Origin of the sequence: Pseudomonas sp. KB_15 (genome assembly GCF_052114525.1) — a bacterium.
Lineage (GTDB): Bacteria > Pseudomonadota > Gammaproteobacteria > Pseudomonadales > Pseudomonadaceae > Aquipseudomonas.
On sequence record NZ_JBFREX010000031.1, the window covers coordinates 44,008 to 57,768 of the forward strand.

The window sequence follows — 13,761 nt, forward strand, 5'->3', positions numbered from 1 at the left end:
CGGCGCCGTAAGGCCAGTGTCTCGGTCAGTCTTCGAACCCGACCTGCTCGTGAATCTCATCGACTTTCAATTCCAGTCGATAAGCCACGGCGATGAACAGCGCCTGGCACAGGCACAGGGTCGCACTCAATGAACGGAACGCAAACGAACTGCCTTCATTGACCAGCAGTACGGTGTTGGCGCGCTTGGCCAGGGGCGAGAGATTGCTATCGGTGATGATCAGGGTTTTCGCCTGATGATGCTGGGCGATGCGCAGGCAGTGCTGGGTTTCCTTGCCGTACGGAGTGAAGCTGATGGCGATCACCAGGTCATTGGCGCGCACACTGCGCATCTGCTCGCGGTAGCTGCCGCCGAGCCCTGAGACCAGGTGGATGCGCTTGTTGGTGTGTTGCAGGTTGTAGACCAGGTAATCGGCCACCGCGAACGAACGGCGCACGCCGACCACGTAGATGTTGTCCGCATTCACCACCAGGTCCACGGCCTTGTCGAAGGCCTGGTCATCGAGTTCCAGCCCCAGTCGTTCGATGCCCGACAGCGTGGCATTGATGCATTCGCGTGCCAGGTCGCCGCCGCTGGCCTTCTGCGACTTGTTGGTGATCATGTTGCGAATGCGCTGCTGGTAGTTCTGCACCGGCGTGGTTTTGTGGGTGTAGGCCTCGCGGAACAGGGCCTGCATTTCGCTGAAGCCGCTGAAGCCGAAACGCTGGGAAAACCGCACGATGGCCGACGGATGCACTTCGCACTCGCGAGCGATGTCGCTGATGCGGTCGACCATGATGCGGTCGCTTTGCTGGCTCATGTAGCTGGCGATGCGTTTGAGCTGGCGCGGCAGACTTTCGTATTCATTGGTAATCAGCTGCAGCAGGCGCTCGGCATTGATCGGGGGGGTGACAAGGTCGCTCTCGGGCGTGCTCTCGGTCGTAGCCGGCTGATCGGTGCGGGACATTAGGAAATCCTTCTGGCTTGTTCTTATAGGGACGATTTTTCACCTCGTCCCCCGACAATAGGTTGGCTGTGCGCAGTCTACAGGGTAGGCCCGAATAAAATCTTGAGCTTGCAGCAGTGTGAAGCGTGCTGAAACGATGCACTGCTTCTGGAACGCCTGTGCCAAAGCTTATTGGAAAAATAATTCCATGTAAAAAATATTTGGAATAATTATTGATTGTTCGGTCCCRGTCGTTTTAGTCTGCCTCCACCAAGAGTGTTCGGCGCGGTCATCGCCCCGAACGCAGGCTGATAAAAATAACAGGAGCCAGCATGGGCCAGACTCGTTTTGCCAGTGGGCGTCAATTGGATCTGATTTGCCTGGGGCGCCTAGGCGTCGACCTCTATGCGCAGCAAGTCGGGGCGCGGCTGGAGGATGTAAGCAGCTTTGCCAAGTACCTCGGCGGCTCGTCCGCCAACATCGCCTTCGGCACCGCGCGGTTGGGGCTCAAGTCGGCGATGCTGAGCCGGGTAGGGGACGACCATATGGGGCGCTTCCTCGTTGAATCCTTGGCCCGTGAAGGCTGCGATATCAGTGGCATCAAGGTCGATCCGGAGCGCCTGACCGCCATGGTCCTGCTGGGCCTCAAGGACCGCGAAACCTTTCCCTTGGTCTTCTACCGCGAAAACTGCGCCGACATGGCGCTGCGGGCCGAAGACATCAGCGAAGCCTTCATCGCTTCCAGTAAAGCCTTGCTGATCACCGGTACCCATTTCTCCACCGATGGCGTGTACAAGGCGAGCATCCAGGCCCTGGACTATGCACAGAAGCACAACGTCAAACGGGTGCTGGACATCGACTACCGCCCGGTGCTCTGGGGTCTGGCCGGCAAGGCGGACGGTGAAACCCGTTTCGTCGCCGACCAGAACGTCAGCCAGCACGTGCAGAAAATCCTTCCGCGTTTCGACCTGATCGTCGGCACTGAAGAAGAGTTCCTGATGGCCGGTGGCGCCGAGGATTTGCTCACCGCGCTGCGCAATGTCCGGCGAGTGAGCGCGGCGACCCTGGTGGTCAAGCTCGGCCCGCAAGGCTGCACAGTGATTCATGGAGAGATCCCGGCCCGTCTCGAAGACGGCTCGATTTATCCCGGTGTGCGTGTGGAAGTGCTCAACGTGCTGGGGGCCGGCGATGCCTTCATGTCGGGCTTCCTTAGCGGTTGGCTGGAGGATGCCAGCGATGAGCGCTGCTGCCAGTTGGCCAATGCCTGTGGTGGTCTGGTGGTCTCGCGCCATGCCTGCGCCCCGGCGATGCCGACCCGCGCCGAACTCGAGTACCTGTTCAACAGCCCGGTGCCGATTACCCGTCCGGACCAGGATGCGGTGTTGCAGCGCCTGCATCAGGTCAGCGTGCCGCGCAAACAGTGGAAGCAACTGTTCATCTTTGCCTTCGACCATCGCGGGCAACTGGTGGAACTGGCCCACAAGGGCGGCCGTGACCTCAACGCCATCAGCGAACTCAAGCAACTTTTTGTTCAGGCCGTGGAGCGGGTCGACGCCGATTTGCAAAAGCAAGGTATCGATGCCGATGTCGGGCTGCTGGCCGATCAACGTTTCGGCCAGGACTCACTGAATGCTGCCACCGGTCGCGGCTGGTGGGTGGCGCGGCCGGTGGAAGTGCAGGGTTCACGGCCATTGGCCTTCGAACACGGTCGCTCTATCGGCAGCAATCTGGTTGCCTGGCCACAGGAACAGATCATCAAGTGCCTGGTGCAATTTCATCCCGATGACGAACCGTTGCTGCGCCTGGAACAGGAAGCACAGATCAAGGGGTTGTATCAGGCATCCCAGGTCAGCGGTCATGAACTGCTGCTGGAAATCATCCCGCCCAAGGATCACCCCTCGGCCCATCCGGACGTGCTGTATCGCGCCCTCAAACGCCTCTACAACCTGGGCATCTACCCGGCGTGGTGGAAGATCGAGGCGCAAAGCGCCGAGGAGTGGCAGCAACTCGATGAACTGATTCAGGAGCGCGATCCGTACTGCCGAGGCGTGGTGCTGCTGGGCTTGAATGCTCCGGCATCAGCATTGGCCGAAGGCTTTCAACAGGCCAGCAAGAGCCAGACCTGCCGTGGGTTCGCCGTGGGCCGGACGATTTTCCAGGAGCCGAGCCGTGCGTGGTTGGCCGGGGAAATCGACGATGAGGCGCTGATCCGCCAAGTGCAGGGCACGTTCGTTGAGCTGATCGATGCCTGGCGTGCGGCCCGCGCCTGACGAAACACCGCAATACCTGTGGGAGCGAGCCTGCTMGCGATAGCTGACTGACAGTCAACATTAAAGGCGCCTGATACACCGTTATCGCGAGCAGGCTCGCTCCCACAAGGGTTTTTGTGTCGTTCTTACTGATGTGTGTAAAACAATAAAAGGTGCAGCCATGCCCGCTATCCGAATTGGCATCAACCCGATCTCCTGGAGCAACGACGACCTGCCGTCCCTCGGTGGCGAGACGCCATTGAGCACCGCCCTCGGCGAAGGCAAGGAAATCGGTTACGAAGGTTTCGAACTCAACGGTAAATTTCCCAAGGATGCCAAAGGCGTCGGTGACGTGCTGCGGCCTTATGACCTCGCGTTGGTGTCCGGTTGGTACTCCAGTCGCCTGGCCCGCCGCTCGGTGGCCGAGGAAATCGACGCCATCGGCAGTCATGTCGAACTGCTGGCCAGGAACGGCGCCAAGGTGCTGGTTTACGGGGAAGTCGCTGACTCGATCCAGGGTCAATGCATCCCACTGGTGGAGCGCCCGCGCTTCCACACCGAACAGGCCTGGCAGGAATACGCCGACAAGCTCACCGAGCTGGCGCGTTTCACCCTGTCCCGGGGCGTGCGTCTGGCCTATCACCACCACATGGGTGCTTACGTCGAATCCCCGGCGGATATCGACAAACTGATGGCGTTGACCGGCAGCGAAGTCGGCCTGCTGTTCGATTCGGGCCATTGCTACATGGGCGGCGGCGAACCCTTGCAGGTGCTGCGCAAGCACATCGAACGCATCTGCCACGTGCATTTCAAGGACGTGCGCAAACCGGTGGTGCAGTTGGCGCGCAACAATCTGTGGAGCTTCCCGGACTGCATCATCAACGGCACCTTCACCGTGCCTGGCGATGGTGATATCGACTTCGGCTCATTGCTCGACGTGCTGCTGGCCGCCGATTACCACGGCTGGCTGGTGGTCGAAGCCGAGCAGGATCCGGCGGTGGCGCCGAGTTATGTCTACGCAAAAAAGGGCTACGACACCTTGCGTGCGTTGCTCGACGAGAGGGTCGCGTCATGAGCCTGCTGGTCAAAAGCAACGCCCGCGGCCGTACCATGGTCGAGTTGGGCAACGGTGAGCTGGAATACGTCGGCTTCGCTGCTTACCGCTTGAGCCTGGGCGAAACCTTGCCGGTCTCGGCGGGTGATAAAGAACTGTGCCTGGTGCTGCTCAGTGGCCGCGTCAGCATCAAGGGCGAAGCACCGGAGCAGGGCGCGTTCGACTGGGACAACATAGGCGATCGCCAATCTGTGTTCGAAGACAAATCACCCTTCGCCGCGTACTTGCCGCCGGGTAGTCAGGCGCAAGTGGTCGCGCTCAGCGATGTGCAAATTGCTGTATGCGCCGCGCCCGGTTCGACGAGCAACGGCCTCGGCCCACGCCTGATCAAACCCGACACGATGAAGCGCAGCGTGCGCGGCAAGGGCGCCAACACCCGTTACGTCTGCGACATCCTGCCGGACACCGAGCCCGCCCATTCACTGCTGGTGGTGGAAGTGCGCACGCCGTCAGGGCACTCCTCCAGCTACCCGCCGCACAAGCACGACACCGACGACCTGCCGCACCAGAGCTTTCTCGAAGAAACCTATTACCACCAGATCAACCCGCCCCAGGGTTTCGTGTTCCAGCGGGTGTACACCGATGATCGCAGCATCGATCAGGCCATGGCCGTGGAAAACTGCGACCTGGTGGTCGTGCCCAAGGGTTATCACCCGGTCAGTGTGCCGTACGGCTACGAGTCGTATTACCTGAACGTGATGGCCGGCCCGAAACGCGTCTGGCAGTTCCATAACGATCCGCAGCACAGCTGGCTGCTGGATCTCTGAATTCCAACGTCCGAATTCCACTATCTGCACGGAGAACAATAACGATGAGCGATGTCCAGGTTGTAGGCCATTACATAGACGGTCAGGTGCAAGACACCGGCAATGAGCGGTTCAGCAATGTCTTCAACCCGGCCACCGGCAGCGTGCAGGCACGAGTCGGGCTGGCCAGCGAGAAGACCGTGGACGAGGCAGTTGCATCGGCCCTGAAAGCCTTTCCAGCCTGGTCCGAGCAATCGTCCCTGCGGCGTTCGCGGGTGATGTTCAAGTTCAAGGAATTGCTCGACCGCCATCACGATGAACTGGCAGAAATTATCAGCCGCGAACACGGCAAGGTGTTTTCCGACGCCAAGGGCGAAGTCACCCGTGGCATCGAAATCGTCGAATACGCCTGCGGTGCGCCGAACCTGTTGAAAACCGAATTCAGCGACAACATCGGCGGCGGCATCGACAACTGGAATCTGCGCCAGCCGCTGGGTGTTTGTGCCGGGGTTACACCGTTCAACTTCCCGGTGATGGTGCCGCTGTGGATGATCCCGCTGGCGCTGGTTACCGGTAACTGCTTCATCCTCAAGCCGTCCGAGCGCGATCCGTCCGCGAGTTTGTTGATGGCGCGGTTGCTGACTGAAGCCGGTCTGCCGGATGGAGTGTTCAACGTGGTCCAGGGCGACAAGGCTGCGGTCGATGCGCTGCTGCAACACCCGGACATCGAAGCGATTTCCTTTGTCGGTTCGACGCCGATTGCCGAGTACATCCACCAGCAGGCCACCTCGCGCGGCAAGCGGGTGCAGGCCCTGGGCGGGGCAAAGAACCACATGATCGTCATGCCCGATGCAGATCTGGATCAAGCCGCTGATGCCTTGATCGGCGCGGCGTACGGCTCGGCCGGTGAGCGCTGCATGGCGATCTCGATTGCCGTGGCGGTGGGCGATGTCGGCGACCGCTTGATTGCCAAACTGCTGCCGCGCATTGATCAGCTCAAGGTCGGTAACGGCCTGCAGGGCGACACCGACATGGGGCCGTTGGTGACGGCCGAGCACAAGGCCAAGGTTGAAGGTTTTATCGGCGAAGGCGTGGCGCAGGGCGCACAGCTGATTGTCGATGGTCGTAATTTCAAGGTGCCGGGCGCCGAGAACGGCTTCTTCGTTGGCGCGACGCTGTTCGACAAGGTCACGACCGAGATGAGCATTTACCAGCAGGAAATCTTCGGCCCGGTGCTGGGCATCGTCCGTGTCCCTGACTTCGCCAGCGCCGTTGCTTTGATCAACTCCCATGAGTTCGGCAACGGTGTGTCGTGTTTCACCAGTGACGGCGGGATTGCCCGCGCCTTCGCCCGCACCATCAAGGTCGGCATGGTCGGCATCAACGTGCCAATTCCGGTGCCCATGGCCTGGCATTCGTTCGGTGGCTGGAAACGCTCGCTGTTCGGCGACCACCACGCCTACGGCGAAGAAGGTATCCGCTTCTACAGCCGCTACAAAAGCGTTATGCAGCGCTGGCCCGACAGTATCGCCAAGGGCCCTGAATTCAGTATGCCGACAGCCAAATAATTCACTTGTGCGGAGAACAAAAATAATGAGCAAACCCCTGCGTTTCGCCCTGAACCGTATGGTCGCCCCACGTTTGTCCCTGCCCGCGTTCATCGAGTTGGCGGTGACCCTCAAGGCCGACGCCATCGAGATCCGCAACGACCTCAAAGGCGTCGAGATCGAAGACGGCACCGCACCCGAACGCGTGCGTGAGTTGTGCGCGGCCAAAGGCATCACCGTGCTGTCGATCAACGCGCTGTATCCGTTTGATGTGTGGAACGACGAGCGCCGGGAGCAGGCCTCGAAGCTCGCTGCCTATGCCCGGGACTGCGGCGCCCAAGGGCTGGTCATGTGCCCGTTGAACGACCGTGCCGACCCGCGTACCGAAGCCGAGCGCACTTCAGGCCTGCGCACGGCGTTGAGTCAGCTGGCGCCGATCCTGCGCGATCACGGCATCCTCGGTTTCATCGAACCACTGGGTTTCGAAGAGTGTTCGCTGCGCCGCAAACGCACGGCGGTGGAGGCGATCAAGGCGATCGGCGGGCTGGATGTGTTCCGCTTGGTTCACGACACCTTTCACCATCACCTGGCCGGTGAGCAAGAGTTCTTTGCTGAGCTGACCGGACTGGTGCACATCTCCGGGGTCGAAGATGCCGAAGCGCCACTGGCGACCATTCGCGATGGTCACCGGGTGCTGGTGGGCGATGGCGACATTCTCGGCAACGCGGTGCAGATCGACACCTTGCTCGGCAGCGGCTACAGCGGCTATCTGTCGTTCGAACCCTTTGCTGACAGCGTGCATGGGCTGGCGGATATCGAACAGGCGATCGGCGCGAGCATGGATCACCTGCAAAAAACTCTGGCCTGAGACAGTTATCGAACTGATTGGAAAACCCTTGTGGGAGCGAGCTTGCTCGCGATGGGGCCTGCACATTCAACTTTGATGCTGGCGCCACGGCAACGTGCTGGGTCTAGGCCAGGCTCTGGAGCAGGACAGTGGTGACCTGATCGTCCATCAGGGCCGCAATGAGCAAGGCATGGCCCACGCGGCTATCGGTTTCGCCAAGCAGCATCTGCGACGCAAGATCTACGCCTGCACTTCGTCAGTGGGACCTGGCGCGGCGAACATGCTGACCGCTGCCGCCACCGCGACAGCCAACCGCATTCCATTGCTGTTGTTGCCCGGTGATGTCTACGCCTGTCGTCAACCGGACCCGGTGCTGCAACAGATCGAGCAGTTCCACGACCTGAGCATCAGCACCAACGATGCCTTCAAGGCCGTGAGCAAATACTGGGATCGCATCAACCGTCCCGAGCAACTGATGACGGCGGCGATCCACGCCATGCGCGTGCTCACCGACCCCGCCGAAACTGGCGCCGTGACCCTGGCCTTGCCGCAAGATGTGCAGGCCGAGGCCTACGACTATCCCGATTACTTCTTGCAAAAACGCGTGCACCGTATCGAACGTCGTCCGGCTACCGAAGCGATGCTGGGTGATGCGCTGGCGCTGTTCAAAGGCAAGCGTAAACCGCTGATCATTTGCGGCGGCGGGGTCAAGTACTCTGGCGCCAACTCCGCGTTGCAGGCATTCGCCGAGCGCTTCGATATTCCCTTTGCCGAAACCCAGGCCGGCAAGAGTGCGGTAGTGTCCAGCCATCCGCTGAACGTCGGCGGGATCGGCGAAACCGGTTGCCTTGCAGCGAATCTGCTGGCCAGGGACGCTGATCTGATCATCGGCATTGGCACCCGTTACAGCGACTTCACCACCGCGTCGAAGTCCTTGTTTCAGCACCCGGACGTGCAATTCCTCAACCTCAATATCAGCCCCTGCGATGCCTTGAAACTCGACGGCGTGCAATTGCTGGCGGACGCCAGAACCGGTTTGTCGGCGCTGGCCAAAGCGCTGGGTGATTATCGCTCGAGCTGGGGCGATCAGACGTGTCAGGCCAAGGCGCAACTGGATGAGGAAGTCGATCGCCTCAATCAGGTGGAATACCAGGCCAAGGATTTCGTCCCGGAAATCAACGACCGCATGGACCCGGCGGTGCTGCGCGAATTCATCGAGCTGACCGGCTCCTGTCTGACCCAGAGCCGGGTGCTCGGTGTGCTCAATGAAACCCTGGCCGATGACGCGGTGATCGTCGCCGCCGCCGGCAGTCTGCCCGGCGACTTGCAGCGCAGCTGGCGCAGCAAGGGCGTGAACACCTACCACGTCGAGTACGGCTATTCCTGCATGGGTTACGAGGTCAACGCTGCGCTGGGCGTGAAACTCGCCGAGCCGGATCGTGAGGTCTATGCGCTGGTGGGCGACGGCTCCTACATGATGCTGCACTCGGAGCTGGCGACCTCGATTCAGGAGCGGCGCAAGATCAACGTGGTGCTTCTGGACAACATGACCTTTGGCTGCATCAACAACCTGCAGATGGAACACGGCATGGACAGCTTCGGCACCGAGTTCCGCTTCCGCAACCCGCAAACCGGCAAGCTCGATGGCGGCTTTGTGCCGGTGGATTTCGCCATGAGCGCGGCGGCCTATGGCTGCAAGACTTACAAAGTGAACACCGTTGAAGAGCTGAAAGCTGCACTGGCGGATGCGCGCTTGCAGACGGTTTCGACGCTGATCGATATCAAGGTTTTGCCCAAGACAATGATTCACAAATACCTGTCGTGGTGGCGGGTCGGTGTGGCGCAGGTTTCCACCAGTGCCCGTACCGATGCGGTGGCCAAGACCCTGAACGAACGACTGGCCAAGGCCCGTCAATACTGATTGCCCTGAAACCAATAAACAGGAGTTGTTATATGTCTTTGCTCTCTAATTCGTTGCGGGTTGGCGTCATCGGTACCGGAGCCATCGGCCAGGACCATATCCGTCGTTGCAGCCAGACCTTGCTCAACAGCCAGGTCGTGGCGGTTACCGACATCAATTTGCAGCAAGCGGCCAAGGTCGTTTCCGATCTCAAGCTGACCGCCGAGGTCTATCCCGACGGTCACGCCCTGATCAATGCACCGGAAGTCGAGGCAATCCTCGTTACCTCCTGGGGGCCGAGCCACGAAGAGTTCGTGCTGGCAGCGATTGCCGCCGGTAAGCCGGTATTCTGCGAGAAACCGCTGGCGGTCACTGCCGAAGGCTGCCGCAAGATCGTCGAGGCTGAAGTGGCTCACGGCAAGCGGCTGGTACAGGTCGGTTTCATGCGTCCGTACGACGAGGGGTATCGGGCGCTGAAATCAGTGATCGACAGTGGCCAGATCGGCGAGCCTTTGATGCTGCATTGCGCCCACCGCAACCCGACCGTGGGCGAGAACTACATGACCGACATGGCGATCACCGACACCCTGATCCATGAGCTGGATGTGCTGCGCTGGTTGCTCGATGACGACTACGTATCGGTACAGGTGGTGTTCCCGCGCAAGACCAGCAAGGCCCACGCCCATTTGAAAGACCCGCAGATCGTGTTGCTGGAAACCGCCAAGGGCACGCGCATCGATGTGGAAGTGTTCGTCAACTGCCAGTACGGCTACGACATCCAGTGCGAAGTGGTGGGGGAGACCGGTATCGCCAAACTGCCGGAACCGTCCCAGGTGCAGTTGCGCAGTGGCGCGAAGCTGTCCAATGCGATTCTGATGGACTGGAAGGACCGGTTCATCGCCGCGTATGACGTCGAGTTGCAGGCGTTCATTGACGGCGTGTGCGCCGGGCAGGTTGGCGGGCCTTCGGCATGGGATGGTTTCGCAGCGGCGGTGGCGGCCGATGCGTGCATCGAGGCGCAGAACAGCGGGCAGATCGTAAAAGTCGGCCTTCCAGAGCGTCCACACTTCTACGGTTAATCCGTACCCAATGTGGGAGCGGGCTTGCTCGCGAAAGCGGTCTGTCAGGCAACATTGTTGCTGACTGTGTAACCGTCTTCGCGAGCAAGTCGGATCGCCGCACCGCCGCTCCCACAGGGCTGGTGTCCGGGCTCAGGCCCTGGTTAAGGAGAACAACAATATGCGCATCGCACTAGATCCCTACATGTACCGCACCCTGTCCCTGGGCAAGATGGTCGATAAAGTCGCCGAACTCGGCTACGAACACATCGAGTTGTCGCCCCGGGAGGATTTCCTGCCGTTCTACAAAGCCCCGCGGGTCGACAAGGCGCGGATCAAGGAGTTTCGCAAAGCCCTGAGCGATACCGGGGTCAAACTCTCGTCTTTATTACCGATGTACCACTGGGCCGCCGCCGACGAAGGCCTGCGCGTGGCCGCCGTCCGCAACTGGAAGCGCGCGATCCAGATTGCCGTGGAGATGGACTGTCAGCTGGTCAACACCGAGCTCACCGGCCAGTCGGACAACCCGCTGGTGTGCGAGAACCAGTTCATGCGCTCCATGGATGAACTGATGCCGGAGTTCGAACGCGAAGGCATCAAGCTCGATATCCAGGCTCACCCTTATGATTTCTGCGAGCGCAACAACGAGTCGGTGGACATCATTCGCGGACTGGATCGCGACTGGATCAACTACCTCTACGCGGCGCCGCACACCTTCTTCTATGACGATGGCGTCGGTGATACCGCCTCGATGCTCAAGTACGCCGGCTCCAGGCTAAGCCACCTGATCATCGCCGACACCTACAACCACAAGGCGTCTTCGGGCTTGCGCTACATCGTCAACCCGCCGGGCGTCACCGCCACCGTGCACCAGCATCTGGACATCGGCCAGGGCGAGGTCAATTGGGACGCGTTCTTCGGCACCTTGCGCGAGATCAAGTTCGATGGCATCGCCACTGTCTCGGTGTTCGCCTGGGAGGACCGGCCGGACGAGTCCAACCGGATGATGCTCGAGCGCGTCAAAAGCGAACTCTGCCGCTGACCGACCTACACAAAACCTGTGGGAGCGGGCTTGCCCGCGATGACGGCGGCACATTCAACATATCTGTGATTGTCAGACCGCTATCGCGAGCAAGCTCGCTCCCACAGAGGCCGTGTTTTATAAGGAGAATGTTTTCATGCGCATCGGACTTGTCGGATACGGCCATGGCGGCCGGTTTTTCCATGCTCCACTGATCAGCAGTTTGCCGGGTGCGACCTTCGTTGGTGTGGTTACCCGTTCAACGGAGCGGCGCCAGTTGCTGGCGGCAGAACACCCCGGCGTGCCGGCCTTCGACAGCATCGGTCAACTGGTCGAAATCGGGGTCGATGTGCTGGTAGTGTCCACGCCGCTCAAAGGCCGCCCTGCGTTGGTGCTCGACGCCATCGAACACAATGTGGCGGTGGTCAGCGACAAGCCGTTCGCCGCTGACGCGCAACAGGCACAAACCCTGATCACCATGGCCGAACGTCAGGGCGTGCAACTGAGCGTCTACCAGAACCGGCGCTGGGACTCGGACTTTCTTACCGTGCGCAAACTCATTGAGTCCGGAGCGCTGGGCCAGGTCACCCGTTTTGAATCGCGAATCGAGCGCTATTCGCCACAGTCGGTGAACAACGGCAGTGGTGGTGGTTTCCTGCGGGATCTGGGCAGCCATCTGGTGGATCAGGCGCTGCTGCTGTTCGGCCCGGTCACCCGGGTTTACGCCGAACTGGATTACCTCGAAAAAGGCCAGTCCTTCGACAACGGCTTCTTTATGTCCCTGACCCATGCCAGCGGCGTGACCTCGCACCTGGGCGGCAGTTGCCTGCAAAACACCCCCGGCCCGCGCTTTCGTGTGACTGGCACTCAGGGCTGCTACAGCGTCGACGGCCTGGACGGGCAGGAGGCGTCGGCGCTCGCCGGGCTCACACCGAAATCCGAAGGTGAACGCTGGGGCGTGGAAGAGCATCGCCGCTGGGGCTGGTTCGAACAGGGCGAAGTGCGCGAAAGAGTTCCCTCCGAGCGTGGTTGCTGGAATCAGTTCTATTTACAGCTGCAAGCCGCATTGCAGAACGGCGGCCCATTGCCTGTGGAGGCCCGTGATGCACTGGCGACTACCCGCGTGCTAGACGCTGCGCGGCTGAGTTTCGAGCGCCATCAAGTGGTGCAATTGAGCCCGTTCGAGAGTCATGGAACAAAATCAGAATAAAATTCTAAAATGAGTTGATATGGAAAATAATTTCCAATAAAGTCATTTCCAGCGAGGTGCCTCGCACTCGGTTCCAACTCTTTTCCTGCTTGTCCGCTTACTGAAATCGTCACGCCTTATCCATAAAACCAACAAGAATGTGGAGAAAGACTTTTCATGAAGACCAAGATCCGTTTCGCCTCACTCGCCTTGTCCCTGATGTTCTCCAGCGGCGCTGCACTCGCTGACATGAAGATCGGCGTCAGCATGTCGCAGTTCGATGACACCTGGCTGACCTACCTGCGTGAGTCCATGGACACCAAAGCCAAGTCCTATCCCGATGGCGTCAAGCTGCAGTTCGAAGACGCACGCAGCGACGTGGTCAGGCAGTTGAGCCAGGTAGAAAGCTTCATCAGTCAGAAGGTCGACGCCATTGTAGTCAACCCTGTGGATACCGCCGCCACCAAAAAAATCACCGAATCGGCGGTCAAGGCCGGCATTCCGCTGGTGTACGTCAATCGCCGTCCCGATGACCTGAACCTGCCCAAAGGCGTGGTCACTGTCGCCTCCAACGATCTGGAAGCCGGTCAGATGCAGATGCAATACCTGGCCGACAAAATGGGCGGCAAGGGTGACATCGTGATCCTGCTGGGCGACCTGGCGAACAACTCCACCACCAACCGTACCAAGGGTGTCAAAGAGGTGTTGGCCAAGTACCCGAACATCAAGATCGAGCAAGAGCAAACCGGCATCTGGTTGAGGGACAAGGGCATGACCCTGGTCAACGACTGGCTGACCCAGGGCCGCAAGTTCGACGCGGTCGTCTCCAACAACGACGAGATGGCCATTGGCGCCGCGATGGCCCTGCAACAGGCCGGAGTGGAAAAGGGCAGCATCCTGATCGCCGGTGTCGACGGTACGCCTGACGGTTTGAACGCGGTGAAGAAGGGCTCTCTGGTCGTCTCGGTGTTCCAGGACGCCAAGGGGCAGGCAGACGGTTCGATCGAGACGGCAGTGAAAATGGCCAAAAACGAGCCGGTCGAGCCAGCCGTGTGGGTGCCGTATCGCTTGATCACGCTGCAAAACGTTGACCAGTTCAAATAGTCCGTCCGTTCAATAACAACAATAAACACGCAAGGTGGCAACTGGGACCTTGCTGATGGAG

10 protein-coding genes and 1 pseudogene are annotated in these 13,761 nt (G+C 60.1%); 10 read left to right on the top strand and 1 reads right to left on the bottom strand.

Annotated elements, in window-relative coordinates:
• Positions 1 to 25: 25 nt before the first annotated feature.
• A complete protein-coding gene (locus tag AB4Z35_RS21320) occupies positions 26 to 946 on the bottom strand; it encodes a MurR/RpiR family transcriptional regulator (protein ID WP_008004519.1) in 921 nt (306 codons plus the stop codon).
• A 311-nt stretch (positions 947 to 1,257) separates the two neighbouring features.
• Here AB4Z35_RS21320 and AB4Z35_RS21325 point away from each other — a divergent pair, with 311 nt between their 5' ends.
• The 10 genes and pseudogenes from AB4Z35_RS21325 (at position 1,258) to AB4Z35_RS21370 (ending at position 13,700) form a co-directional block, all read left to right on the top strand.
• The gene (locus AB4Z35_RS21325; RefSeq protein ID WP_442099249.1) at positions 1,258 to 3,195 is read left to right on the top strand and encodes a bifunctional 5-dehydro-2-deoxygluconokinase/5-dehydro-2-deoxyphosphogluconate aldolase; all 1,938 of its coding nucleotides are present in this window, start codon (positions 1,258 to 1,260) and stop codon (positions 3,193 to 3,195) included.
• Positions 3,196 to 3,355: 160 nt separating this feature from the next.
• A complete protein-coding gene (gene iolE, locus AB4Z35_RS21330) occupies positions 3,356 to 4,249 on the top strand; it encodes a myo-inosose-2 dehydratase (protein WP_442099251.1) in 894 nt (297 codons plus the stop codon).
• Positions 4,246 to 5,055 (top strand): 5-deoxy-glucuronate isomerase, encoded by an 810-nt coding sequence (iolB, locus tag AB4Z35_RS21335; protein WP_442099253.1) that lies wholly within the window; start codon positions 4,246 to 4,248, stop codon positions 5,053 to 5,055. The genes iolE and iolB overlap by 4 nt, the downstream gene beginning before the upstream one ends.
• A gap of 44 nt (positions 5,056 to 5,099) precedes the next feature.
• Positions 5,100 to 6,602, top strand: coding sequence for a CoA-acylating methylmalonate-semialdehyde dehydrogenase (locus AB4Z35_RS21340; protein ID WP_442099255.1), 1,503 nt, complete (start codon positions 5,100 to 5,102; stop codon positions 6,600 to 6,602).
• 25 nt (positions 6,603 to 6,627) lie between these two features.
• Positions 6,628 to 7,449, top strand: coding sequence for a TIM barrel protein (locus AB4Z35_RS21345; RefSeq protein ID WP_442099257.1), 822 nt, complete (start codon positions 6,628 to 6,630; stop codon positions 7,447 to 7,449).
• 85 nt (positions 7,450 to 7,534) lie between these two features.
• Positions 7,535 to 9,349: pseudogene (gene iolD / locus AB4Z35_RS21350) on the top strand (3D-(3,5/4)-trihydroxycyclohexane-1,2-dione acylhydrolase (decyclizing)); the annotation flags it as partial.
• Between the two features lie 32 nt (positions 9,350 to 9,381).
• On the top strand, positions 9,382 to 10,407 hold the full coding sequence (locus tag AB4Z35_RS21355; protein ID WP_442099259.1) for a Gfo/Idh/MocA family protein: 1,026 nt from the start codon (positions 9,382 to 9,384) through the stop codon (positions 10,405 to 10,407).
• A 160-nt stretch (positions 10,408 to 10,567) separates the two neighbouring features.
• Entirely contained in the window at positions 10,568 to 11,428 is an 861-nt protein-coding gene (locus AB4Z35_RS21360) for a sugar phosphate isomerase/epimerase family protein (RefSeq protein ID WP_442099261.1), read from the top strand.
• Between the two features lie 136 nt (positions 11,429 to 11,564).
• Positions 11,565 to 12,617, top strand: coding sequence for a Gfo/Idh/MocA family protein (locus tag AB4Z35_RS21365; protein WP_442099262.1), 1,053 nt, complete (start codon positions 11,565 to 11,567; stop codon positions 12,615 to 12,617).
• Between the two features lie 156 nt (positions 12,618 to 12,773).
• Positions 12,774 to 13,700 (top strand): sugar ABC transporter substrate-binding protein, encoded by a 927-nt coding sequence (locus AB4Z35_RS21370; RefSeq protein ID WP_442099264.1) that lies wholly within the window; start codon positions 12,774 to 12,776, stop codon positions 13,698 to 13,700.
• Positions 13,701 to 13,761 lie beyond the last annotated feature (61 nt).

Bases quoted from the DNA above. Each gene is read 5' to 3' on its own strand.
- AB4Z35_RS21320 (WP_008004519.1), bottom strand. From the start codon at position 946: ATGTCCCGCACCGATCAGCCGGCTACGACCGAGAGCACGCCCGAGAGC.
- AB4Z35_RS21325 (WP_442099249.1), top strand. From the start codon at position 1,258: ATGGGCCAGACTCGTTTTGCCAGTGGGCGTCAATTGGATCTGATTTGC.
- iolE (WP_442099251.1), top strand. From the start codon at position 3,356: ATGCCCGCTATCCGAATTGGCATCAACCCGATCTCCTGGAGCAACGAC.
- iolB (WP_442099253.1), top strand. From the start codon at position 4,246: ATGAGCCTGCTGGTCAAAAGCAACGCCCGCGGCCGTACCATGGTCGAG.
- AB4Z35_RS21340 (WP_442099255.1), top strand. From the start codon at position 5,100: ATGAGCGATGTCCAGGTTGTAGGCCATTACATAGACGGTCAGGTGCAA.
- AB4Z35_RS21345 (WP_442099257.1), top strand. From the start codon at position 6,628: ATGAGCAAACCCCTGCGTTTCGCCCTGAACCGTATGGTCGCCCCACGT.
- AB4Z35_RS21355 (WP_442099259.1), top strand. From the start codon at position 9,382: ATGTCTTTGCTCTCTAATTCGTTGCGGGTTGGCGTCATCGGTACCGGA.
- AB4Z35_RS21360 (WP_442099261.1), top strand. From the start codon at position 10,568: ATGCGCATCGCACTAGATCCCTACATGTACCGCACCCTGTCCCTGGGC.
- AB4Z35_RS21365 (WP_442099262.1), top strand. From the start codon at position 11,565: ATGCGCATCGGACTTGTCGGATACGGCCATGGCGGCCGGTTTTTCCAT.
- AB4Z35_RS21370 (WP_442099264.1), top strand. From the start codon at position 12,774: ATGAAGACCAAGATCCGTTTCGCCTCACTCGCCTTGTCCCTGATGTTC.